Annotated in this window: 24 protein-coding genes and 3 pseudogenes; 5 read left to right on the top strand and 22 right to left on the bottom strand. The window is 31.4% G+C overall.

What is annotated here, in order from left to right; all coding sequences use genetic code 11:
- The 4 genes and pseudogenes from gmhA to gmhB all read right to left on the bottom strand — a co-directional run.
- On the bottom strand, window positions 1–512 hold a 512-nt coding region (gmhA, locus tag AJ881_RS03765; RefSeq protein WP_070282268.1), incomplete at its 3' end, for a D-sedoheptulose 7-phosphate isomerase.
- Window positions 509–1,894, bottom strand: coding sequence for a D-glycero-beta-D-manno-heptose-7-phosphate kinase (gene rfaE1, locus AJ881_RS03770; protein WP_070282652.1), 1,386 nt, complete (start codon window positions 1,892–1,894; stop codon window positions 509–511). The genes gmhA and rfaE1, both read right to left, overlap by 4 nt.
- A complete protein-coding gene (gene rfaD / locus AJ881_RS03775) occupies window positions 1,887–2,840 on the bottom strand; it encodes an ADP-glyceromanno-heptose 6-epimerase (RefSeq protein WP_070282650.1) in 954 nt (317 codons plus the stop codon). Before rfaD ends, rfaE1 begins: the two co-directional genes overlap by 8 nt.
- A pseudogene (gene gmhB / locus AJ881_RS03780) lies at window positions 2,841–3,402 on the bottom strand (D-glycero-alpha-D-manno-heptose-1,7-bisphosphate 7-phosphatase).
- Window positions 3,403–3,482: 80 nt separating this feature from the next.
- On the opposite strand from gmhB, the gene AJ881_RS03785 reads away from it, so the two are divergent.
- Window positions 3,483–3,785, top strand: a complete 303-nt coding sequence (locus tag AJ881_RS03785; RefSeq protein WP_002852762.1) for a c-type cytochrome — start codon at window positions 3,483–3,485, stop codon at window positions 3,783–3,785.
- 22 nt (window positions 3,786–3,807) lie between these two features.
- On the opposite strand, the gene ccoS is transcribed toward AJ881_RS03785, so the two are convergent.
- Both ccoS and AJ881_RS03795 read right to left on the bottom strand, forming a co-directional pair.
- Window positions 3,808–4,014, bottom strand: a complete 207-nt coding sequence (gene ccoS / locus AJ881_RS03790) for a cbb3-type cytochrome oxidase assembly protein CcoS (RefSeq protein ID WP_002852798.1) — start codon at window positions 4,012–4,014, stop codon at window positions 3,808–3,810.
- A complete protein-coding gene (locus AJ881_RS03795; RefSeq protein WP_083259452.1) occupies window positions 4,011–6,368 on the bottom strand; it encodes a heavy metal translocating P-type ATPase in 2,358 nt (785 codons plus the stop codon). Before AJ881_RS03795 ends, ccoS begins: the two co-directional genes overlap by 4 nt.
- A gap of 109 nt (window positions 6,369–6,477) precedes the next feature.
- On the opposite strand from AJ881_RS03795, the gene rho reads away from it, so the two are divergent.
- Both rho and AJ881_RS03805 read left to right on the top strand, forming a co-directional pair.
- Window positions 6,478–7,776 carry a transcription termination factor Rho gene (rho, locus tag AJ881_RS03800; protein WP_002853705.1) on the top strand — a complete coding sequence of 433 codons (1,299 nt, stop codon included), beginning with the start codon at window positions 6,478–6,480 and terminating at the stop codon, window positions 7,774–7,776.
- A gap of 3 nt (window positions 7,777–7,779) precedes the next feature.
- Window positions 7,780–9,306, top strand: coding sequence for a DNA polymerase III subunit gamma/tau (locus AJ881_RS03805; RefSeq protein WP_002870483.1), 1,527 nt, complete (start codon window positions 7,780–7,782; stop codon window positions 9,304–9,306).
- On the opposite strand, the pseudogene AJ881_RS09550 reads toward AJ881_RS03805, so the two are convergent.
- The 12 genes and pseudogenes from AJ881_RS09550 to AJ881_RS03865 form a co-directional block, all read right to left on the bottom strand.
- Window positions 9,303–9,773 (bottom strand): annotated as a pseudogene (locus AJ881_RS09550) (DUF2165 family protein). The gene AJ881_RS03805 and the pseudogene AJ881_RS09550 sit on opposite strands and share 4 nt — an antisense overlap.
- Window positions 9,774–9,863: 90 nt before the next feature.
- Window positions 9,864–11,963, bottom strand: a complete 2,100-nt coding sequence (copA, locus tag AJ881_RS03815; RefSeq protein ID WP_070282648.1) for a copper-translocating P-type ATPase CopA — start codon at window positions 11,961–11,963, stop codon at window positions 9,864–9,866.
- On the bottom strand, window positions 11,963–12,157 hold the full coding sequence (locus AJ881_RS03820; protein ID WP_070252741.1) for a heavy-metal-associated domain-containing protein: 195 nt from the start codon (window positions 12,155–12,157) through the stop codon (window positions 11,963–11,965). Before AJ881_RS03820 ends, copA begins: the two co-directional genes overlap by 1 nt.
- On the bottom strand, window positions 12,147–13,097 hold the full coding sequence (gene czcD, locus AJ881_RS03825) for a CDF family cation-efflux transporter CzcD (RefSeq protein ID WP_070282646.1): 951 nt from the start codon (window positions 13,095–13,097) through the stop codon (window positions 12,147–12,149). The genes AJ881_RS03820 and czcD overlap by 11 nt, the downstream gene beginning before the upstream one ends.
- A 74-nt stretch (window positions 13,098–13,171) precedes the next feature.
- The gene (locus tag AJ881_RS03830; protein WP_002870479.1) at window positions 13,172–13,435 is read right to left on the bottom strand and encodes a zf-TFIIB domain-containing protein; all 264 of its coding nucleotides are present in this window, start codon (window positions 13,433–13,435) and stop codon (window positions 13,172–13,174) included.
- Between the two features lie 72 nt (window positions 13,436–13,507).
- Window positions 13,508–14,002 (bottom strand): threonine/serine exporter family protein, encoded by a 495-nt coding sequence (locus AJ881_RS03835; protein ID WP_002853757.1) that lies wholly within the window; start codon window positions 14,000–14,002, stop codon window positions 13,508–13,510.
- A complete protein-coding gene (locus tag AJ881_RS03840) occupies window positions 13,999–14,775 on the bottom strand; it encodes a threonine/serine exporter family protein (protein ID WP_070282644.1) in 777 nt (258 codons plus the stop codon). The genes AJ881_RS03835 and AJ881_RS03840 overlap by 4 nt, the downstream gene beginning before the upstream one ends.
- 81 nt (window positions 14,776–14,856) lie before the next feature.
- A complete protein-coding gene (locus tag AJ881_RS03845; protein WP_070247789.1) occupies window positions 14,857–15,456 on the bottom strand; it encodes a DedA family protein in 600 nt (199 codons plus the stop codon).
- Window positions 15,457–15,536: 80 nt separating this feature from the next.
- On the bottom strand, window positions 15,537–15,764 hold the full coding sequence (locus AJ881_RS03850) for a hypothetical protein (protein ID WP_002822505.1): 228 nt from the start codon (window positions 15,762–15,764) through the stop codon (window positions 15,537–15,539).
- 10 nt (window positions 15,765–15,774) lie between these two features.
- Complete coding sequence (locus AJ881_RS03855) at window positions 15,775–17,187, bottom strand: DUF3373 family protein (protein ID WP_070282642.1); 1,413 nt, start codon at window positions 17,185–17,187, stop codon at window positions 15,775–15,777.
- Window positions 17,188–17,332: 145 nt separating this feature from the next.
- Window positions 17,333–17,806: a peptidylprolyl isomerase gene (locus AJ881_RS03860; RefSeq protein WP_044780073.1), complete on the bottom strand. Its 474-nt coding sequence runs from the start codon at window positions 17,804–17,806 to the stop codon at window positions 17,333–17,335.
- Between the two features lie 10 nt (window positions 17,807–17,816).
- Window positions 17,817–18,524: a YebC/PmpR family DNA-binding transcriptional regulator gene (locus AJ881_RS03865; protein ID WP_002787769.1), complete on the bottom strand. Its 708-nt coding sequence runs from the start codon at window positions 18,522–18,524 to the stop codon at window positions 17,817–17,819.
- A 105-nt stretch (window positions 18,525–18,629) separates the two neighbouring features.
- Here AJ881_RS03865 and AJ881_RS03870 point away from each other — a divergent pair, with 105 nt between their 5' ends.
- Together AJ881_RS03870 and AJ881_RS03875 are read left to right on the top strand one after the other, a co-directional pair.
- Window positions 18,630–18,971 (top strand): DMT family transporter, encoded by a 342-nt coding sequence (locus tag AJ881_RS03870; protein ID WP_002777281.1) that lies wholly within the window; start codon window positions 18,630–18,632, stop codon window positions 18,969–18,971.
- Entirely contained in the window at window positions 18,971–19,279 is a 309-nt protein-coding gene (locus AJ881_RS03875; RefSeq protein WP_002861886.1) for a DMT family transporter, read from the top strand. The genes AJ881_RS03870 and AJ881_RS03875 overlap by 1 nt, the downstream gene beginning before the upstream one ends.
- Window positions 19,280–19,296: 17 nt before the next feature.
- Here the strand turns inward: AJ881_RS03875 and argS are convergent, their stop codons facing one another.
- From argS to AJ881_RS03895, 4 genes and pseudogenes are all read right to left on the bottom strand, one after another.
- Window positions 19,297–20,889: an arginine--tRNA ligase gene (argS, locus tag AJ881_RS03880; RefSeq protein WP_070282640.1), complete on the bottom strand. Its 1,593-nt coding sequence runs from the start codon at window positions 20,887–20,889 to the stop codon at window positions 19,297–19,299.
- An 11-nt stretch (window positions 20,890–20,900) separates the two neighbouring features.
- Entirely contained in the window at window positions 20,901–21,140 is a 240-nt protein-coding gene (locus AJ881_RS03885) for a twin-arginine translocase TatA/TatE family subunit (protein WP_002852866.1), read from the bottom strand.
- 1 nt (window position 21,141) lies between these two features.
- Window positions 21,142–21,759 carry a guanylate kinase gene (gene gmk, locus AJ881_RS03890; RefSeq protein WP_070282637.1) on the bottom strand — a complete coding sequence of 206 codons (618 nt, stop codon included), beginning with the start codon at window positions 21,757–21,759 and terminating at the stop codon, window positions 21,142–21,144.
- 2 nt (window positions 21,760–21,761) lie between these two features.
- Window positions 21,762–22,619: pseudogene (locus AJ881_RS03895) on the bottom strand (highly acidic protein); the annotation flags it as partial.

The raw sequence follows: 22,619 nt of genomic DNA on the forward strand, positions 1-22,619 counted from the left end.
TGCATTTCTTGAATTCTAGCCGTATCATCGCTTGGTATAACAAGATTATGATCGCAAAGCTTATTCATCGTTCCACCACCTTTTCCGCTAAGCCCTAAACAAAGCATATTAAGTTCTTTTGCTTTTTTAAAAGCTTCTAAAACATTAGGGCTTTTTCCGCTCGTTGAAATACCGATTAAAATATCATTTTCATTTCCTAAAGCTTCCACTTGTCTTGAAAAAACAAACTCAAAACCATAGTCATTTCCTATAGCACTAAGTGCTGAAGTATCGGTTGTAAGTGCTATGCCTGCTAAAGCTTTGCGTTCTTTTTTATAACGCCCACTAAGTTCAGCTGCAAAATGCTGGGCATCAGCTGCACTCCCACCATTTCCGCAAATCAAAATCTTGCCACCTTTTTTAAGACACTCGCACAAAAGCTCTCCTACTTTAGCGATTTGTCCTTTTAAAATTTCACTTTCTTGAGCGATTTTTTGATGTTCTTGCCATTCTTTTTCCACTAAATTTATCATTTTTTATCCTTAATCTTTTCTATGATCTTGCTCGTACTAAATCCTTCTTCAAAGTCGATTAATTCAACTCTTGAAACGATATCCGCACCCACAACAAGCTTATCTTTATAATCAGCTCCTTTAACCAAAATATCAGGTTTTAAAAAGCTTATAAGTTCCAAAGGCGTATCTTCATCAAAAATCACTACAAAATCCACAAAATAAAAAGCTGCCAACATACAAGCTCTTTGAAATTCTGAATTTACAGGACGACTCTCACCTTTGAGTCTTTTCACACTCGCATCTGAGTTCAAACCTACAATCAAAACATCACCCAATCTTTTAGCTTTCTCAAGGTATTTTATATGTCCAAAATGCACGATATCAAAACAACCATTTGTAAAAACGATCTTTTTATCATTTTGTTTTAAAAGTGCCAAAAGTTCTTCTTTGCTTTTGATTTTTTTCTCAAAATCCACACGATTAAAACTCTTAATCTCATCAAAACTCACACTCACACTGCCTATTTTACTCACCACAACGGCTGCAGCTTCATTGGCAAGTTCACAAGCTTTAAAAATTTCAATCCCATTTGCCAAACAAAAAGCCAAAATGGCAATCACGCTATCGCCAGCCCCTGTTACATCATAAACTTCTAAGGCTTTAGCAGGAGCAATTTTTAAACCCTCATCAAAAAGTGCGATCCCTGCTTCTGAAAGAGTGATGATAGAATAACGCAAAGAAAAATCTTCTTTTAATTTTTTAATCCCTTTTTCTAAATTTTCACCCTCTAAATTTTCAAATTTCAAAGCTTCTAAAGCTTCTTTTTTATTAGGTGTAAGTAAAGTTGCACCACTGTATTTACTAAAATCACTCCCCTTAGGATCAACCAAAACAGGGATATTTAAAACATTTGCTTTTTCTATCAAAGCTTTACAAACCTTAGGCGTTAAAATGCCCTTAGCATAGTCACTTAAAACCACAGCTTTAAAATCTTTGATCCTTTCATCAAACAAAGCAATAAGTTCATTTTCAAGCAAAATCTCACTTGTATCTTCTTCATCTAGTCTTAAAACCTGCTGATTGTGTGCCATAATGCGATTTTTAAAAGGGGTTTTACGTCCTTTTTGGATCAAAAATTCTCCTTTTAAATTTTCTTGTAAAAATTTCCCACTCTCATCATCACCCACAACACCGAGTGCAAAAACATCAGCTCCCAAGCTTTTTAAATTTGCATAAACATTCGCAGCCCCGCCTAATCTTTTATCTTCTTTAAGGGTTCTAGCTACTAAAACAGGGGCTTCAGGGCTGATACGCGAACAATCACACCAAGTGTAATTATCCACCATAAAATCCCCTATAATTAAAATTTTAGGTTTTTGCTGACTTAAAAACTCAAGCATTTACTTCCTTTTCAAAAAGTCTTTTTATCTCACCTAAATAATCTTTTATCCCTTCTTCTAAAGTGAATTTTGGCCGATAATCCCAAGTTTGATCTAGCTTTGCTTCAGTATGGAATTGATAAGATTTTACATAAGGATTTGGGATATATTCACAAGGCAAATCAGTCTTTAACTCTTTTTGCAAAATATCAACTATATCTTGAAAAGTCCTTGCTTTACCACTACCCACATTATAAACTCCACATTTTGAGTCAAGGGCGATTAAATTTGCACTAATAACATCTTTGATATAGGTAAAATCTCTATAAATTTTATCACTTCCTTCAAACAAGCGTGGATTTTTTCCTGCTAAAATTTGATGGCCAAACTGCAAAACCATAGAAGCAGTTTTGTTTTTATAAAATTCGCCTTTTCCATAAACATTAAAATATCTAAGTCCTACTAAATGGGCTTTATCGTAGTATTTTTTCGCTAGCTTATCCATCATCAATTTTGAAAAAGCATAAGGATTTTTTGGTTCTTCATCTTTACCTACAGTTTGTGGACTTTTTGCATCACCATAAACCGAAGCTGAACTTGCATAAATAAGCTTTGCATTAAGATCTATGCTAAGTTCTATAAAATCTTTAAAAGTATTTAAATTGGTTTGTAAAACCTTAGTTTGATCAAAAACCGTAGTGTCTGAAATTGCTGCTTGATGAAAAATAATCTCTGGCTTAAAATCTTCAATCTTTTTTAAAACTTTTTCATCATTAATATCACCTGCAAAAAGCTCTCCATCAAATTCAAGTAAATTTTTAAAATGCCCAAAACTTTGCAAATTTCCATTTTCAAAAATCGCACTACTACGCATTTTATCGATGATTAAAATTTCATGTTTTTCTTGCAAATTTAAAGCCAGTTGCGAACCTATAAATCCTGCGCCACCTGTGATTGCTATTCTCATTTAAATGTCCTTTTCTTTAAAAAAGCTCAAAATTTCTTTTAAATTTTTAAATTGTCTAAAAAAATCGCCTTCTTTTTTTTCTTCATTTACTAAAATCAAAGTGCCAATATCAGCATTTAATCCTGCTTGCATATCGCTTAGGTTATCTCCGATAAAGATAGAATTTTTCATATCCAAATCAAACTCATCTTCTGCTTTTAAAAGCATTCCTGCTTTAGGTTTGCGACACTCGCAACCTTCTAAATGTGGACAATGATAAATTTTATCAATTTTTATATCTTGTTTGGCAAATTCTTTAAGCATATAATCGCAAAGCTTAAAAAAATCACTTTCCTTATAATATCCTCTTGCAATGCCTGATTGGTTTGTCGCTATAAAAAGCAAATAATTTCTAGCTAAAAAATATCTACAAAGCTCAAAAATTCCATCACAAAATTCAAAATCTTCTATTTTATAAACATATTTTTTATCTATATTAATCACACCATCTCTATCTAAAAATAATGCTTTTGTTTTCATAAAAAACATTATAATATAGCTTTTTTAAAAAGAAAATAAACATTATCTTTAATTTCTTAAGATTTTTATAAAAATAAAGATATATAATACCTAGCAATCTAATTTTTACTAAGGAGAAAACAAATGAAAAAATTATTAGTAGTTTCTGCTTTGGCATGTCTTGGTGTTTCTGCTTTTGCTGCAGATGGTGCTACACTTTTTAAAAAATGTGCAGTATGTCATGGTGCAAATGCTGACAAAGTTTACTTAAACAAAGTTCCAGCTTTAAAAACTCTTTCTTCTGCTGAAAGACTTCAATACATGAAAGAATATTCAGAAGGCAAAAGAAATGCTTATGGTCAAGGTGCGATCATGAAACTTAACCTTAAAGGTTTAACTGAAGAAGATTTTAAAGCTATTGAAGCCCATATTGAAACTTTAAAATAATTTCTAAAAAAGGCTTTCCTTTTTAAGAAAGCCTTTTTTTATCCAAAGCTTCTTTTTTACGCCTTTCTAATTCTATAGCATCACGCAAAGAATCCTCATCATCATTTAAAGTAGTAAATTTATAATCATCATCAAATTGCTTATTTTTAATCCCCCAAAGCAAAGTTGCCAAAATGATAAAAAACGCTAAGATAGAAACCCCTATCATCATCATGATTATACTATTCATTCTTTAATCCTTAAAGCATTTAAAATGACTATTATACTACTAAAAGACATAGAAATAGCAGCAAATAAAGGATTTATCATACCCAAAAAAGCCAAAGGTATGGTACAAGCATTATAAAACAAAGAAAAAGCAAGATTTTGCTTGATAATTTTAAAGGTATTTTTAGATAATTTGATGGCTTTTTTTAAAGAAAGCAAGTCATTTTTCAAAAGTAAAACATCACTACTTTCTATAGCTAGATCACTTCCTTCTCTTAAAGTCATCGAAACACTTGCATATTTTAAAGCTAGTGCGTCATTTACCCCATCACCTACAAATAAAACTTTGTAATTTTTGCTTAAATTTTCTATAGTTTTCATTTTATCTTCTGGCAAACAAGAAGCTTGATAATTTTGAATTTCTAACTTTTTAGCGATTTTTTCCACTGCTTTTTGATGATCGCCACTTAGTATCATTAATTCTTTCTTTTCTTTTTTAAGATAAGCAATAAGCTCTTTTGCACCTTCTCTTAAAACACTATCAAACTCAAAAAAAGCTAAAATTTTACCTTCCTTAGCAAAAATAAAATGTGTATTATCAAATTCTTTAGTTACAATACCCTTTTCTTGCAAAAATTTAGAACTTCCACCTAAAAGCAACTCTTCATTTAACTCAGCACTTAAACCTTTAGCTTGAATGCTCGAATGCTTTTTAAAATCCAAATTTAAATCTTTAGCTCCTTTTTGCTTTAAATATGACGCAATATTTTGAGAGATAGGATGTTTGGAAAGTTTTACAAAATTATAAAGCTCATTTAAATCAAGTGTTTTATCCAAAAAAACCTCTTTAAGCTCAAGCTCTATTTTAGTTAAAATACCTGTTTTGTCAAATACCACACAATCACATTTACTTAAATCTTCTATCACGCTAGAACTTTTAAATAAAATATGCTTTTTTAAAGCCCTACCTAAGGCCACAAGATTGCTCACGGGCGTTGCTAAAGCCAAAGCACAAGGACAAGCGATAATCAAAACTGCAATCGCATTGACTAAAGAAATTTCAAAACTCTCTTCCTTATAAAAAAACCAAAAAGCAAAACAAACAAAAGCGATCAATAAAACCGTTCTAGAAAAATAAGCCGAAAGACTATTGACCAAACTTTCAAGTTTTGCTTTTTTAGAGCTTGCAAGTTCTAAAAGCTGGATAATTTGACTGAGTTTTGAATCTTTGTAAAGCTTTGTTGCTTCATACTCCACACTTCCATCAAGCACTATACAAGCTGAAAAAATTTCATCTTCTTTTTGTATGAGTTTTGGGATATTTTCTCCATTTAAAGAAGAGGTATCCACGCTCATTTCACCACTTTTACAAATCCCATCGATTAAAATTTTATCTCCAGTTTTAAGTAAAATTCTATCTCCCAAACAAACCTTTTGCACTTCTTTAGGAACAAATTCTTTACCATCAAAAACTAAAACTTCATTTTGTAAAAAATCATTAAGCCCATCTATGGTATCTAAAGCACGCTTTTTACTAAACATCTCAAGATATTTTCCTATAAACACAAAGCAAATTATCATCGCCACAGAGTCAAAATACACTTCCCCTACCCTAAAAAACATAGCCCATAAAGAATAAAAATAAGCCAAACTCGCTCCGCTAATCACCAATACATCCATATTTAAACTATGCATTTTTAAAGTTTTAAAAGCGCTTTTATAAAAATGAGATCCCGTATAAAAAAGCACAGGAGAACAAAGGATAAATTCAGCAAAATTTAAAATATCTTTAGTATCCTTATCCATACCGCTAAAAAATCCTGCGTATTTTGCCACTGCTATCCACATGATATTCATCACACAAGCTATAGCCACAACAAGCTTAGAATAAAATTCTCTTTTTAGTAAATCCGCTTTTTTTGAAGCCTTGCTCGCATCATAAGCACTCGCTTTATAACCTATGCTTTCAATAAGTCTTAAAATTTGCACCAAAGAAATACTTTGTTCATCAAAAACAATGCGTGCTTTATGGCTTAAATGATTGATATCAAGTTCTAAAATTCCTTCTTGCTTGGTTAAAATTTTCTCATTAAGCCACACACAAGCTGCACATTCTATACCGTGTATCATGAGATAAATTTCACTAAATCCTTCTTTGGTTTTAGTAATAAACTCATCATAATTTTTCATTTCATTTTGAAAATTTACAGGGCTTAAAGTTTGATTTCCAAGCTTTTCATAAAACTCATCTAATCCACTTTCATGTAAAATTTCCCAAACGCTCTCACAACCCTTACAGCAAAAAAATTTACCCTTATACTCTATCATTTGGGCTTGTTTATAATCAAGTCTACAATGTTCACATTTCATAATCATTCTTTAAAAAAAATATTTTTTATAATTATAGACAAATTTGACAAAAAGTGCATTTTTTTACTAAAATCACATTTTACAAAAATTATTCTGCTAAATCTTACGAGGACTTATGGAAAAAGAAAAAAAACAACATCAAAGAACCCACGTTCCAGTGGAAGGTTATAAAATCGAAGAATTAAAATTATTAGATTTAGAAAATCTAGTTAAAATCGCTAATGAATGTGAAATCGAAAACCCAAGAGAATTTCGCCGTCAAGAACTTATTTTTGAAATTTTAAAAGCACAAACAAAAAAAGGCGGTTTCATACTTTTTACAGGGATTTTAGAAATTTCTTCTGAAGGTTATGGCTTTTTAAGAGGCATGGACTCTAATCTTAGCGATAGTGTTAATGACGCTTATGTTTCAAATTCGCAAATTAGAAAATTTGCTCTACGTGTAGGCGATATCGTTACAGGACAAGTTAGAGAACCAAAAGATCAAGAAAAATACTACGCTCTTTTAAAAATCGAAGCGATCAATTATCTGCCTTTACAAGAAGCTAAAGAAAGACCTTTATTTGATAACTTAACCCCTATTTTTCCAACAGAAAAAATCAAACTCGAATACGATGCAATGAAGCTTACAGGTCGTGTTTTGGATCTTTTTACTCCTATAGGAAAAGGGCAACGCGGACTCATCGTTGCTCCACCACGCACAGGTAAAACAGAGCTTATGAAAGAACTTGCTACTGCTATTGCAAAAAACCACCCAGAAATGCATTTAATTGTGCTTTTAGTCGATGAAAGACCTGAAGAAGTTACCGATATGCAAAGATGCGTAAAAGGCGAAGTTTTTAGTTCTACTTTTGATTTACCTGCTTATAATCATGTGCGTGTAGCTGAACTCGTGATAGAAAAAGCCAAAAGAATGGTAGAAACAGGAAAAGATGTTATTATCCTGCTTGATAGCATCACAAGACTGGCGCGTGCTTATAACACCGCAACTCCAAGCAGTGGAAAAGTCCTAAGCGGTGGGGTGGATGCTAATGCCCTACACAAACCAAAACGCTTCTTTGGTGCAGCTAGAAATATAGAAAATGGAGGCTCTTTAACCATAGTTGCTACGGCTTTAATTGACACAGGTTCAAGGATGGATGATGTGATTTTTGAAGAATTTAAAGGCACAGGAAATAGCGAAATAGTTCTTGATAGAAATATTGCTGATAGAAGAATTTATCCTGCGATTAATATTATCAAATCAGGAACAAGAAAAGAAGAATTACTCCAAGGCGTAGCAAATCTTCAAAAAATTTGGGCGATCCGTTCGGCGATTTCTCAAATGGATGATGTTGAGGCATTGAAATTTTTATATTCTAAAATGCTTAAAACCAAAGACAATGTAGAACTTTTATCTATAATGAACGAGTAGAAAATGCTTCAAGCTTTAGCGATTAAATACAGACCAAAAACCTTTGATGAACTCATAGGACAAAAGACAGTTAGCGTAAGTTTAAAATACGCTCTAAATCATAATCGCTTAGCTCATGCTTATCTTTTTTCAGGACTTAGAGGAAGTGGAAAAACTTCGAGTGCTAGAATTTTTTCTCGTGCTTTAGTTTGCGAACAAGGGCCAAGTGATACTCCATGTGGCACTTGCAAGCACTGTCTTGCAGCACTTGAAGGCAAACATATAGACATTATAGAAATGGATGCTGCAAGCAACCGTGGACTTGAAGACATACAAACCTTAATCGAGCAAACCAAATACACCCCTTCTATGGCAAGATTTAAAATTTTCATCATTGATGAAGTACATATGCTTACCCCACAAGCTGCAAATGCACTTTTAAAAACCTTAGAAGAACCCCCAAGTTATGTTAAATTTATACTTGCAACAACAGATCCTTTAAAACTTCCAGCCACTGTACTTTCAAGAACGCAACATTTTCGCTTTAAACAAATTCCACAAAGTGAAATTTTAAATCATCTTAAAAAAATTTTACTTAAAGAAAATGTTAAATTTGAAGAAGAAGCTTTAAAATTCATAGCAAGAAGTGGCAATGGATCTTTAAGAGATACTTTAACCTTGCTTGATCAAGCCATTATTTTTTGTCAAAATGAAATCAGCATTAGTAAAATTACAGATATGTTAGGCTTTTTAGATCCTCAAAAAATCAAAGCCTTTTATCAGGCTATTTTAACAAAAGACAAAGAAAAAGTTTTTGCATATTTAGAAGAATTGCAAGACTATGAAGCTTCAAGCGTGATTGATGAAATGCTTTTTTATTTAAAAGAAAGTTTTTTTGCAAAAAGTACAGAATTTTCTACTTTAATTTATGAAAGATTTTTCCGTATTTTATCAAAAGCTAAAAATATGCTTTGCGATGATGATGGCTTTACGCTTTGTGTTATGGCTTTTATGATGATGGAAGCAAGTCATTTAAAAGAAATTGACGCACAAATCCAAGAAATCAAACAAGAAAATATAACAAATACTACACCTAAGATCACACCTTCTCCTATCATGCCTAATCTTGAGAAAAAAATAGAAAAAAATGCTTATGAAATCTTGCTTGATAGTATTTATGATAGGGATTTTGATCTTGCAGAATGCTTTAAACAAAGCACAAAATTTATTAGTTTTGAAAGCAATACTTTAAATATAAGCTCAAACGCACAAGGACAAAATCGCGATACGCTCAATAAAGGTTTTAAACTCATACAAGAACTTTTTAAAGCTAAATTTGGAGAAAATGCAAAAATTAATGTGCAAAAAGCACTAACAATTGATGAAAATAAGCTTCAATCCTTAACTCAAGAATTACCAAACAGTGAAAATAAAAACAATATTCAAAGTTCTATTAATATGCTTAAAGAAGGAGCTAAAAAATTTGACCCACAAGAAGATCTTAAAGAGGCTCTTAAAGATTGTTTTGGGGAGCCTAGTATAGAAAATTAATCATCATTTTTAAGAGAAATGAAAATCAAAGCTAAAAACATATAAGTTACCAATCTTGTAGCACCAGGCAAACCATTCCAAACATTACTCATCCACATTTCAAACCATTCTGCAGCAACTACTTGAAAGGCAAACCATAAATACAACAACAAGTTAAGGAAATAATCCCAAAAATCTTAACGTTAAGAAAGCTTTGAGCATCTAAATTTCTAGCTTTAAACATATCATAAGCACCTTTTAGGGCTGTTAAGGTAATAAAAATTTCAAAAAGAATAATTATTTATATAGCCTATATGATGAATCACAGGAGAAGTAATAACCCCATAAACTATAGCATTACCTAAATAATCAGACTTTATATCCGCACTCATCACATGCGAAACAAATTGGAAATTAGAATTATAATCTGTCACATTTCTAAAAACCACTATACCTGCTAACGATGCAACGGTAAGCAAAATAATAATTTTTGAAAATCAAATCATTTTACTTATGCAAAAACATTTTTATTACATTTATACCATTTTAATAATATATTATTAATAAAAATTAAATTTTTAAATTCTTTTAAGCCTTAAAGAATTAAGTACCACAGCAACAGAACTAAAACACATTGCAAGTGCTGCTATATGAGGACTTAAAGTGATAAAAGGTATAAATCCTGCTGCGATAGGAATGCAAAGTACATTATAAATAAAAGCCCAAAAAAGATTTAGCTTAATAATACTGCGTGTTTTTTTAGCAAGTTTAAAACATTTAAAAATCGCTGATAAATCATCTTTTATCAAGATAAAATCCCCTGTTTTTTTTGCAAGTTCATTTGCTTTTGAGAAACTCATACTCGCGCTTGCAGCAGATAAAGCCGCCGCATCATTGATCCCATCTCCTACAAAAAGAGTTTTTTTAAATTTTTGAATGATTTGTAGTTTTTCTTCACTCTTAAGTTGAGCGTGAAATTCATCTATTTGTAATTCTTTGGCTATTTTTTCTACATTTTTTATATGATCACCACTTAAAATAAAAGTTTTAAGATTTTGCTTTTTTAAATTTAACACAAGCTCTTTGGCCCCATCTTTTAAAGCATTGCTTAACAAAACACCACCTAAACACTTTTTATTCTTAGCAAAATACACCCTAACATATTCTTTAAAAGAATCAAAAAAGATATCGCTTTCTTTTGTGTCAACTTCATTTTTGTGCAAAAACTCCGCGCTACCTACAAGATAAATATTATTATCTTCTTTGTATTTTATACCAGAACCCACAATCACTCTTCCCTCGCCCTTTAAATCAAAAATTTGATCTTTATGCAAAGCCTTGGCTATAGGATGAGAGCTTAAACTTTCAATTTGACATAATTTATCAAAATCATCTTTAGAAAGATTGTGCTTAAAAATACTCAAATTTTCCTTTGTTAATGTACCTGTTTTATCAAAAAAAGCGTACTTAACTAAGGCTAATTTTTCTAAAGCAGCAGGATTTTTAATAAGAATGAAATTTTTTGCCGCATTTGCACTTGCCACAACCAAAGCTATAGGCGTTGCAAGCCCTAAAGCACAAGGACAAGAAATCAAAAGCACAGCACAAGCGTGTAAAAAAGCTGTATTTAAATCCGCTTTTACCGCCCAAAAAACAAAAACTAAAAAAGCAAAAAATATTATACCCCCTACAAAGTATTTAGAAATTTGATCTGCTAAATTTGCCAAAGGACTTTTAATATTTCCTGCTTCAAAAACTAGATTTTTGATTTGTTCTAAAGTACTATCCATAGCCTTTTTGTTTGCTTTGATCCTTAAAGCGCCATTTAAAACTACTGCTCCTGCTTGAACTTCATCGCCTTCTTTTTTTAAAACAGGTAAAAACTCCCCATTTAAAAAACTCATATCAAGCTCTGCGCTCCCTAAAAGCACTACCCCATCTGCAACAATGCTTTCTCCTTCTTTTACCAAAAGCACATCGCCACTTTTGACAAAAGAACTTGAAATTTCTTTGATGCTTTCATCTTCAAGCAAAATTTTTGTCTTTTTTGTATCTATATTTTCCAAAATTCTTTGATAATCTTGTGCTTTAAATTTAGCCTTACTTTCAAGATATTTTCCTAAAAGCACAAAAGAAATAATCATCATTGCACCACTAAAATACAAATCTTCTTCTTTGAAAATTTGCAAATACACCAAAAAAGAATACGCAAAAGCACTCAAAGTCCCCAAAGCTACAAGGGTATTCATATCTAAATTTTTACTTTTAAGGCCTAAAAAAGCATGAGAAAAAAAATCTCTCCCACAATAAAATATCCCAAAAAAACTCAAAGCCATTTGGATATTTTGCGAAAAAGAAGTTTTAACAAACATTTCAAAATACATAATAATCACACTCAAAACTATACTTAAAAGCAAATTTTTTCTTAATTCTAAGTGTTTTTTTGCCTTGTATGCGTTCAAGCTTTGTTCATCTTCTAAAATTTCAAAGCCTAAATTTTTAATTTTTGCGATGATATCTTTGCGTTTTTCTTGATCTTCAAGTAAAAAAACTCCGCTAGAATTCACATAAGAAACACTAGCATCTTTAACACCATCAATTTTTTTACAAGCTCTTTCTATAGCGTTAGAACAATTAACGCAAGTCATTTTACCTATTTTTATACGCAATTCTTCCATTATAAACACTCTATGATTTCAAAACCTAAATCTTGAAATTCTTTTGTAAAATTTGATACTTGATTTTCTTCTAAATTTAAACTTAAAATTTTTTGCTCCAAATCCACTTCTATATTTCCAAATTCATCTTCAAGAGAATTTTTGATCAGATTTACACAACCTATGCAATTAACATTTTTTACTTTAAATTTCATTTTCACTCCTTATAGGTTGTATAGTAATGTGCCCGATTTCAAATTCATGTAGTAATTTATGGGATAAATCCTGAGATAGTTTTTCAAATTCCTTTAGATCGCAAACTTTCACTTTTAAGTGCATAGAAGCTACTAGCATTTTATTGGTGATTTGAGTAATATGCAAATCCACTACCTCATCCACACTAGGATTTAAAAGCAAAACTTGTCTTACTTTTTCTATATCCACAGGAGAACTTTCAAGTAAGACATTAGCGCTTTGTTTAAGCAAGATAATTGCCCATCTTAAAAGCAAGATTGATAATACAATAGCTAAAATCGTATCTATATAAACAATACCACTAAAATACACCGCGATCCCACCTATAATAACCACTAAAGAACCCAATAAATCACTCATCATATGTAAAAAAGCAGATTTCATATTGACATTTTCTAAATTTGCACCCTTAAACATCATCAAAGCATTAACCCCATTTACCAAAAAGCCCAAAATAGCTACAATTATCATGGTTTTAGCGTCAATTTCTTTTGGATTAATAAATTTTTCTATAGCCTCATAAATGATAAATAAAGCAGATAAAATAATAGTTAAAGCATTGATAAAAGCCACTAAAACTTCAAGACGAAAATACCCAAAGGTCTTTTGATGATCTTGCCATTTTTCTACAGCTATGATGGCTAAAAAACTAAGAGCTAAGGCAAAAACATCAGAAAACATATGCAAAGTATCGCTTAAAAGTGCCAAAGAATTTGAAAGGATTGAATAAATAAATTGCACAAGCATCATAGAAAAAGTCATTAAAAGAGAAATTTTTAAAATCTTTTTATCCATACTCCTTGCATCAGCATGGGAATGATGATGTTCATGAGAATGTTCTTCGTGATTATGATTACAAGATTTGTTAGCTAAAGGCTCGTGTGATAAAAATTTATACATTTTATATCCTTTTTGCTTGACATTTTAAGATATTAAGCTAAAAAGAATATAAATATTTGTTATTCTTATAAAAATTAAAAGTCAAAAAGTTCGCCTAACCAACTTTCTTTCTTTTTCTTTTTATAGTAATCATTGTGCTGATGATAAGCTGAGTTATTATATCTTGACTCTTGTCTTGAAGCTTGGTTAAAATTTGCTGTATTAGGGACACTGCGTTCTATGATTTTGTCAAGTTCTCCACGATCAAGCCAAACGCCACGACATTTTGGACAATAATCAATCTCAACTCCACTCCTATCGCTCATAACCAAATCCACATTGCAAACTGGACATAACATACAATACCGCCTTTTTTTAAATTTTTGATTTAAAATTATAAAAAGAAATACTAAACAATTTTACAACAAGTTTTAATGTTTTTTTGCATGTCTAGTCATCATAAAACTTTGTTCAAAAAATATAAGCAAAGTAACACTCACTCCTATAGCTAGAGCCAAAGTCACAGAAACAGTTGTAAAAAAATAATCAAAAAATTGAACCAAAAATTCAGACTTAGCCTTCAAATCATCACTGCGTATAAAAGAAATAAGATACAAAATCGCTTTATAAGCATAAATTCCAGGTATCATAGGAATAAGAGCAGGAAAAGCGATAATTTCAGCAGGGGTTTTGATGATTTTTGCTAAAGCAATTCCTAAACATCCTATGCAAAATGAAGCAACAAAAGTTGCAATTGCTAAAGTTTGAAAATGAAAATATTCCACCAAAGTAAAACGAAGCCCATGTGCAATTGCTGCTAAAAGAGCAGATAAAATAAGGGTTTTTAAAGGTGGATTGCAAGCATAAGCAAAGCCAAATCCCGCCACAGCAGCAAAAAACATATCTCTTAAAATAAATTCAATCATCTTAAAATCCCAAAATCCGAAATACTAAGTGTCATGTAAATTCCAAGTGCTATACAACAAATCAAAATAGCCACGCTGATAATACGACTAAGCCCCATTAAAATATGATCTTTTAATATATCAATCACAGAATTTATAAAAAATACCCCTGGTATAAGATATAAAATACTAGAACCCAAAGCCACATCAGAAGTATTGGTATATCCCATATCCAGTCCAAAAAATACAAACCACGATGAGATAAAAGAACAAAGGATGTATTGAATTCTTAAATCAATCTTTGCTTTAGTTAAAATATATCTTAACAACAATCCCACGAAAGTTGCAAAAAACACCAAATTTCCAGCGCCAAAATCACCGCCAAAAAGCCTACAAAAAGCCGAATTTGCCATAGAAACAAATAAAAGATTAAGCAAATAAGAATGCTTTTTTTGTTGAGAAATTTGCTCAAAAACGACTTTTGCTTTTTCAAGATCGTATTTGTGATCATATATAGCCCAGCTTAAAGCACTTAAATCAAAAATAAGCTTAAAATTAACATGGGCATGATGATTGGGTATAACATAAGTTCTTTGAATGGAGTTATCATCCATATCTACAACATTTAAAGTAATATGATGAAAAAAGAAATTGATATTTATCTCATAGCCATAAACCTCAGCTATTCTTCCTACGCATTTTGCCACCCTAGCTGTATAAGTTCCAGCACCTAGCAAAGTTTTAGTATATATGATTAAAAAATTAGTTAATCTTTGTATGTCAGGTTTTTCCATATTTTGATCATCTTTAACTTGAATTTATTACAATTATAGCAAATTTGAAAATAATAAAGAAAAAAATATTTATAATTTAAATCATTTATTAAAAGGCTTTTTGATTTTGATATAAATTAAACTTGCTAAAATCACAAAAACAATTATAATGATTAAAATTTGAGTTAAATAAGTTTTAATCAACTCTTCATTTTGTCCTATATAATAACCCAAAAATACAAGTATAGCCACCCAAATAGCACTACCAAGTGCAGTAAAAAGTATAAAATTTATAAGTTTCATTTTTACCAAACCTGCAGGCATAGAGATATACTGACGAATTCCTGGTAAAAGACGACAAGTAAAGGTTGAAAATTCCCCGTGCGTGTTAAAAAATTCTTCAAATTTAGCAAATTTGGCTTCATTTATACCAAAATACCTGCCCCATTTTAATACAAAATTTTTACCCCAAAAAAAGCAAATATAGTAATTAATCAAAGCCCCTAAAACAGAACCTAAAGTCCCACTAAGTATACAAAGAGTGATATCAAGTTCGCCTTTATGTGCCAAATATCCAGCAGGTATCATAACAACTTCACTTGGAAAAGGTATAAAACAACTCTCTAAGGTCATTAAGATAATAATACCCAAATACCCCCAAGCGCTAGCCGTCTCAACAATAAAAGAAATGATTTCTTGCATATTAGCCTTATTTGAAGAAAATTTTAAAAAATTGTAGCTTAAAAGATTAAACAGTAAAAAGCGGTTTTATACCGCTTTTTTTATTTACCTGCAACTGAAACTTGATTTGGATTGTCCGCTGCACGAGCGATCATACACTCTTTTAAAACAGCAGCATCAGCTGGATCGCTAACTTTTTTATTAATCCAGCGTTCAACTTGTTTCATTGTTTTTGACTCTGGCTCTGGAGCTTCGTATTTTGCCATCAAACTTGCACAATCAGCCAAAGCAATGATAGGTAATAAACTTGCAAAAAGTATTTTTCTCATCTTTTGCTCCTTAGAATTTTACATTATACATTAACATGATATTATCAGCTCTTGCTTTATCTTTTTTCGCTCCACCAAATGGTAAGCCACGATTACCCCAAATATTTTGGATATTAGTATAACTTAAGCGTAAGAATTGATATCTATCAAGTTGATAAATCACATAAAAATCATGTGCTGTTCCTCTTGTCATTCTTATATTAAGCGGATCATTGATACTTGGACGGCTCATAGTATACCAGTATCTACTTCCCCAGAAGAACTCATATCCTACTTTTAAAGCCTTGGTAAAATCATAGCGTCCACCTACATGCACAGCATAGCCATCTTCTTCATTGAAATTTAATTGAGACTGTACAGCAGGAATTGCACTTAGAGTATGTGCGTTTGCTCCGTTAGAATACCCTAAAGATACAAAATAATTAAAATTTGTTCCAAAAGCTTTGTAATTTTCAAAATGAATATTTGCTAAAGTTAAATCCCCAAGATTATAAACACCTTGATTTAATAAAACCGTTGGCCCTAAATTAATGCTAGGCAATGGTAATGCAAAATCAGTCATATGAGCCACATTGAAGATAATAAGATTATCTCCCATACCTTCTATAGGAAGCTCTCCTTCTACTGCAGCATAGTAAAGATTTGCATCAGCATCTTTTTGATCGCTCATCCAGTCTCTTACCTTGCCTTCTTCATCCCATTGATAAGTTTTACCATAAGCTGCACGGATAGCCACTTTATGATCTTGCAAACTTTCAGGTTTATAAGTGATCACCGCTGCATCACCTAGAGCGTTGATTGCCAAGGCTGGATAAGTGGATTGTCTTAAAGCATTGTTTCTAAGATTACTTCCTGGACCATCGGTTCCTGGCTGTCTTCCTATAGTTGCAATCCACTCAGGCGTGATATAGTAGTCAAGATAAGCTCTATCTACATAAAGTACAGGCCCACTTGTTCTTGTATTTCTTCCTGCATCTAAGTCATAAGGAGTGCCACTCCAAGCCATTTGAGACCAGTTTTTAGCCATAGATAAACGACCATAGAATTTGGTTTTATCATTAATATCAGCATTCATATTTAAATGAAGCTCATTCATCCATTTGTTGTTAGCACTATAATCTTGTCCGCTAACTTTATAGTTTGTATTTGAAACTGCTGTTGAAAACTCAAGTCCAAATTTAACCTTGCTCAAAGCAGCTTGAAATTCTGTTTCATCAGCTCTATCATTAAGATCAGCAAGTTCAGCTTTTACAGCTTCATTTTGCTTAGCTTGAGCTTCTCTTTCTTTTCTGATTTGTGCAAGTTCAGCTTGAATTTGTGCAAGCTGTTTTTGAAGCTTGGTTATTTCATCATCTGTATTTTTAGCAAAAAGTGAAGATGAAAGAAGACAAGCACTTAAAATAAGTGAAAACTTAGTTTTCATAATCATAACTCCTTGTAATTTTGTTACATTTCACTGAAATAAAATTATAATTATAGAAAAAAAAGCTTTAAAAAAAATTATGTGTTAATTATTTTTAGCTAGTCAAATTTTATGACTAGCTTTACATTATAAGATTTAAATTTAATTACAAAATTTTTATATCTAAAATTTTATCTCCTTGGCGTATAGAGTCTAAAACTTCCAAACTTTCTTCATCTTTTGGATCAATTTGCCCAAAAACAGTATGAACCCCATCTAAATGAGCTTGAGGGCTGTGACAAATGAAAAATTGGGATCCACCCGTATCGCGTCCTGCATGCGCCATAGATAAGGTTCCACGCTCATGTTTATGTTCTTGATCATCACATTCACAAATGATTTCATATCCAGGCCCACCTATACCATTGCCGTGTGGACAACCCCCTTGTATGACAAAATTTGGGATCACACGATGAAAATTTAAATCTTTATAAAATCCTTCATTAGCCAAAGTAGCAAAATTACAAACCGTTTGTGGAGCCTCATCACCAAAAAGTTTTAGCTTCATTGTACCTTTTTCAGTTTCTATAAGAGCAAATTTGTATTCATTTACTTTGCTTGTGTCAATTGTTTTTATCATATTTTTCTCCTTAATCTATATTTGTATAAACAGCTTGAACATCATCATCATCTTCTAACTTATCTAAAAGTTTTTCTATATCACTAAGCTGTTCTTCGCTAAAGCTTACAGGATTGTTTGGTATATACTCAAGTCCTGCTTTTTTAAGAACTAAACCCTTAGTTTCTATAGCAGAGCTTAGCTCACCAAAAGCAGTATAATCACCGCTAATTACTAACTCTTCTTCATTTTGTTCTAATTCTTCAAGCCCTGCATCGATCAAATCAAGTTCTAATTCTTCTAAATCCCCTGCAAATTTTTCAAGATGAAAAACCGCTTTTCTTGTAAACATAAAGCCTAAAGATCCATTTTGTAAAACTTCTCCACCATTCTTGCTAAAAATAGCTTTTACATTGGCCACGGTGCGTGTAGGGTTATCACTCATACATTCAACTATAACTAAAGCTCCATGCGCAGCTTTTCCTTCATAATGAATGTTTTTAATATCTGCGCTATCTTTTCCACTCGCACGCTTAATAGCCGCATCTATATTATCTTTTGGCATATTATTTGCTTTTGCTGTAGCTATAGCACTTCTTAATTTTGGATTCATATCAGGATCAGTGCCACCTTCTTTAGCAGCTACTTGTATGGCTTTAGCAAGCTTAGGAAAAAGCTTGCTCATTTTATCCCATCTAGCCTCTTTAGAAGCTCTTCGGTATTCAAATGCTCGTCCCATAAATTCTCACTTTCTTTAAAGATTTTCAAACTTAAAAGTATAAACTAAAAAGGCTAATTAAAGCTTTAAATGGTATGATTTTACCATTTATTTTAGGAGAAGTTTTTGAATATCGCAAAAAAAGAACTTTTTGTTGCTTGGTTTTTCTTGATTGCTGCTATTGTATTTGAAGTTTTAGGTACTAGTTTTTTAAAAATGGAAAATCAAATTTTAGGCTATATATTTATGGCTTTATTTATAGCTTTTTCTTATTTTTTTATGGGCAAGGCGATTAAAAAAATTCAAGTAGGCATAGCCTATGCTGTATGGGAACTTTTAGGGATTATTCTTATACTTTTAGTTTCTTTTATAGTTTTTAAAGAGAGTTTAACCTTAACTCAAATTCTAGGCATTGTTCTTTCTATCGTTGGAATTATCATGATTAATATAGGCGAGGTTAAAGAATAATGTATATTTTTATCATTGTTTTATCAGCATTCTTAGACATTATAGCAAATTTATTGCTAAAAAAATCAGATGGTTTTAAGCATAAAATTTGGGGCTTGGCTGCGATTGTCAATGCTATACTTGCTTTTTTTCTACTTTCTTTTTCTTTAAAATACGTTCCTTTAAGCATAGCTTACTCAACTTGGGGTGCTATAGGCATCATAGGAACTTGTCTTGGTGGATGGATTTTATATAAAGAAAAATTAAACAAAATAGGAATTTTAGGCATCATTATCGTAATAATAGCAGTATTTTTACTAAATTATTAAAACAGCAAAATGCTGTTTTAATGTTCCATTTTGTTTTTCGCTTCAATACCCATTAAAGAAAATGCGGTTTTAATACTAAGAGCAACCAAAGAAAATAATTTAAGTAAATCATTTTCATTTGCAGAGCCTATAACTTTATTTTCATTGTAGAATTTATGAAAATTTGCAGCTAAATTTTTAAGATAATCAGGAATTTTTTGCAAAGCTCTAGCCTCAAAAGCATCATTTAAAATAGCTTTTAAATTCAAAGCTTCAAAAAGTAAATTTACACCATCTTGATTTAAACTTTGTAAATCAGCTCCCATTACATCATCGATTTTTTTACCAGCTTTAGCAAACACTTGATGAATTCTAGCGTGTGCGTAGTTGATATAATACACAGGATTAGAGCTATCTTCTTTTTGCAAATCACTAATATCAAATTCCAAATGAGTATCGCACTTTTTACTCAAAAAGATATAACGCAAAGCATCACTTCCTATTTCATCAATCACATCGCTCATCAAGATAAAATTTCCTGCTCTTTTACTCATTTTATAAGGTTCTCCATCTTTAAGCAAGGAAACCATTTGTGCTAAAATAATCTCAAGATTATTAGAGTCAAATCCCAAAAACTCCATCGCAGCTTTCATTCTAGGGATATAACCATGATGATCTGCTCCCCAGATATTAATACACTTGCCATAACCACGACTCATTTTATCCTTATGATAAACAATATCTGCTGCCAAATAAGTCCCGCGTCCATCTTCACGGATAATTACCCTATCTTTTTCATCGCCTTTTTGCGAAGAAGCAAGCCAAATTTTACCTTCTTGCTCGTAAATTCCTTTATGTTTTTTTAAAGATTCTAAAGTTGCATTTAAAGCGTCATAATACGATCTCTCGCTTACATAGCTGTCAATTTTAATCTTTGCTTGTTCTAAATTTTGTTTAATCAAAACAAGCATTTTATCTTTTGCCCAATCAGCTAAACTAGGGATATTTTCTTCACTAAAAAATTCTTTACCAAATTTTTCAAAAGCTTCTTTTGCCAAATCTGCTATATACTCGCCTTTGTAATATTGCTCTGGATATTCAACATTTTCATGAAGTATATTTTCTTTCACACTTAGTAAAATAGAAAGCCCTAGTAAATAAATTTGATTACCCGCATCATTGACATAGTATTCTGTATCAAATTTATAACCCAAATGTCTTGCAAGTCTTGTTAAGGTGTCTCCAAAAACAGCGCCTCTTGCATGTCCTATGTGCAAAGGCCCAGTAGGATTTGCACTCACATATTCAAGTAAAAAACTTTCTTGTTTTTTTTCTCCTTTAGTAAAATCATTTGGATTTGCTAAAGCTTGATTTGCAAGTTCATTTAAAAAAATTTTGGAAATTCTAAAATTTAAATACCCATTTACAGCTTCAACCGATTCAAAGCAATCATGATTTTGAAATTTGCTCGCTAAGTCGCTAGCGATCAACATAGGAGATTTTTTTAATTCCTTAGCCAGTGAAAAAGCCAAAGGGGTAGCAAAATGTGCTAAATTTTTATCCTTTGGATTTTCAAGTGTAAAATCACACTCTAAAATCTTTTTAATTTCATTAAAAATAATACTTTTCAAAAGACTAAACCTTAAGCTTTTTTTGTTTCGTCTATACTTGCATCAGCATTTGTATTATTAGTTGTGTTTTTGTTTTCTTCTATTTTTTGAGTATTTTTTGCTACTTCATCATCATTATTCATTTCATCTTTAAAAGTTTTAATACCTTTGCCTAAACCCTTTGCAAGTTCTGGAATTTTTTTTGCTCCAAAAAGCAATACAACAATCAATAAAATAATCAACCAATGACTTGGACTTGACCAACCACCCATTTTATTCTCCTTCATTCCAAATATTTTGAATTTGCCCTAGATTCTGCCCTTTGGTTCTAAATTTATGGGCGATTAAAATCGCTCGCAATACTTCATAGCTTTGCTTTAGCTCATCATTAATGATAAGATAATCATACTCGCTAAGCTCTTTCATTTCATCACTAGCGTTTTGTAATCTTTTTTCTAGTTGTATTATTGTATCAGTATTTCGCTTAATAAGTCTTTTTTTTAATTCATCTTTATTTTTTGTAGTAATAAAAACAGAAACAATCTTATCAGCCATTTTTTGTCTGGCTATTTTAAATCCTTGCACATCAATATCAAAAACAACTATTTTTCCATTATCTAAAGCATCTTGAGTGTGCTTTAAAGAAGTGCCATAAAAATTTTCATGCACTTTAGCCCATTCTAAAAAATGATCACCATCTATACCTTTTTGAAATTCTTCATGGGATATAAAATGATAATGCATTCCATTTTTTTCACCCTCTCTTGGTTTGCGAGTTGTTGAAGAAATAGAAAAATAAAGCTCATCTTCAAATTCATCAAAAAGTTTTTTTAAAAGAGTTGATTTTCCAGCTCCACTAGGACCTGAAATCAACAAAATAAAACCTTGCAATTTTAATCCTCTTTAAAACTAATGTTTATATTTATATTCATATTCATACCCTTAAGAGCAGCTTTTAAGGTATCATCCTTAATACTTGAAGTGATCGCTCCTACTATACTTTGGCTAAGCTCATTAACTATCTCTTCACTATTATCATCTTTAGTTGCATTACTTACTATAGGCTCTTCATTTTTTTCTACAATTTCCTCTCCAAGAGCTTCTTGTATATCACTTTCTTTCAATGCATCAAAATCACTTATATTTAAATTTGGCACAACCACTTCCTCTTCATTTGTTCCTAATTCTGTATCGTCTAAAATTGGCTCATCTTTAAAATCTTCTAAAACCTTGCTACTATTATCACTATCAATACCATAATCAAGCTCATCAAGTTGAGCTAGTTCTTCTTTGATTTGATCTTGAGTGCTTAAATTTGAAATAAAATCATCCATTTCATCTTGAACATCTTCTTCCACAACAGGAGCAAACTCCTCTAAATTTTCCTCTGATTCTTCATTATCTTTTGCTTGACCTAAAAATTCAGCATCCTCAGGAATATCATCAAAATCCATTTCTTTTTCTTGCTCTTCAACCACAGGAAGATCATCAAAGTCGCTTATATTAGCTTGTAATTCTTTGTTATCTTCTAAATCTTCATCATTTTTATCATCTAGTTCATCTAAACTAGGCTCAGTATCCAAAGCTGTATGTTCTTGGCTTAAGTCTTCTTTTTCGCTTCCGCCATCTTCCAAAGTTAAATCTAAATCAGTTTGAATGTCTTCTTGAGTCTGTTCTTTAGTTGCTTCTTGTTCTAAATTTTCATCTTCTAAATTTTGAGTTTCTAAAGTTTCGTTTGCATTATCATCTTG

Origin of the sequence: Campylobacter sp. BCW_6460 (assembly GCF_001762705.1) — a bacterium.
In the GTDB taxonomy this organism is placed as follows: Bacteria; Campylobacterota; Campylobacteria; order Campylobacterales; family Campylobacteraceae; genus Campylobacter_D; species Campylobacter_D jejuni.

Coding starts and splice junctions, on each gene's coding strand:
- AJ881_RS03820 (WP_070252741.1), bottom strand. CDS start 12,157: ATGAAATTTAAAGTAAAAAATGTTAATTGCATAGGTTGTGTAAATCTG.
- AJ881_RS03830 (WP_002870479.1), bottom strand. CDS start 13,435: ATGTTATGTCCAGTTTGCAATGTGGATTTGGTTATGAGCGATAGGAGT.
- czcD (WP_070282646.1), bottom strand. CDS start 13,097: ATGTATAAATTTTTATCACACGAGCCTTTAGCTAACAAATCTTGTAAT.
- copA (WP_070282648.1), bottom strand. CDS start 11,963: ATGGAAGAATTGCGTATAAAAATAGGTAAAATGACTTGCGTTAATTGT.
- AJ881_RS03850 (WP_002822505.1), bottom strand. CDS start 15,764: ATGAGAAAAATACTTTTTGCAAGTTTATTACCTATCATTGCTTTGGCT.
- AJ881_RS03865 (WP_002787769.1), bottom strand. CDS start 18,524: ATGGGACGAGCATTTGAATACCGAAGAGCTTCTAAAGAGGCTAGATGG.
- AJ881_RS03875 (WP_002861886.1), top strand. CDS start 18,971: ATGTATATTTTTATCATTGTTTTATCAGCATTCTTAGACATTATAGCA.
- AJ881_RS03860 (WP_044780073.1), bottom strand. CDS start 17,806: ATGATAAAAACAATTGACACAAGCAAAGTAAATGAATACAAATTTGCT.
- AJ881_RS03795 (WP_083259452.1), bottom strand. CDS start 6,368: ATGATTATGAAATGTGAACATTGTAGACTTGATTATAAACAAGCCCAA.
- AJ881_RS03835 (WP_002853757.1), bottom strand. CDS start 14,002: ATGATTGAATTTATTTTAAGAGATATGTTTTTTGCTGCTGTGGCGGGA.
- AJ881_RS03805 (WP_002870483.1), top strand. CDS start 7,780: ATGCTTCAAGCTTTAGCGATTAAATACAGACCAAAAACCTTTGATGAA.
- AJ881_RS03845 (WP_070247789.1), bottom strand. CDS start 15,456: ATGCAAGAAATCATTTCTTTTATTGTTGAGACGGCTAGCGCTTGGGGG.
- AJ881_RS03855 (WP_070282642.1), bottom strand. CDS start 17,187: ATGAAAACTAAGTTTTCACTTATTTTAAGTGCTTGTCTTCTTTCATCT.
- ccoS (WP_002852798.1), bottom strand. CDS start 4,014: ATGAATAGTATAATCATGATGATGATAGGGGTTTCTATCTTAGCGTTT.
- AJ881_RS03840 (WP_070282644.1), bottom strand. CDS start 14,775: ATGGAAAAACCTGACATACAAAGATTAACTAATTTTTTAATCATATAT.
- rho (WP_002853705.1), top strand. CDS start 6,478: ATGGAAAAAGAAAAAAAACAACATCAAAGAACCCACGTTCCAGTGGAA.
- rfaD (WP_070282650.1), bottom strand. CDS start 2,840: ATGAGAATAGCAATCACAGGTGGCGCAGGATTTATAGGTTCGCAACTG.
- rfaE1 (WP_070282652.1), bottom strand. CDS start 1,894: ATGCTTGAGTTTTTAAGTCAGCAAAAACCTAAAATTTTAATTATAGGG.
- AJ881_RS03785 (WP_002852762.1), top strand. CDS start 3,483: ATGAAAAAATTATTAGTAGTTTCTGCTTTGGCATGTCTTGGTGTTTCT.
- AJ881_RS03885 (WP_002852866.1), bottom strand. CDS start 21,140: ATGGGTGGTTGGTCAAGTCCAAGTCATTGGTTGATTATTTTATTGATT.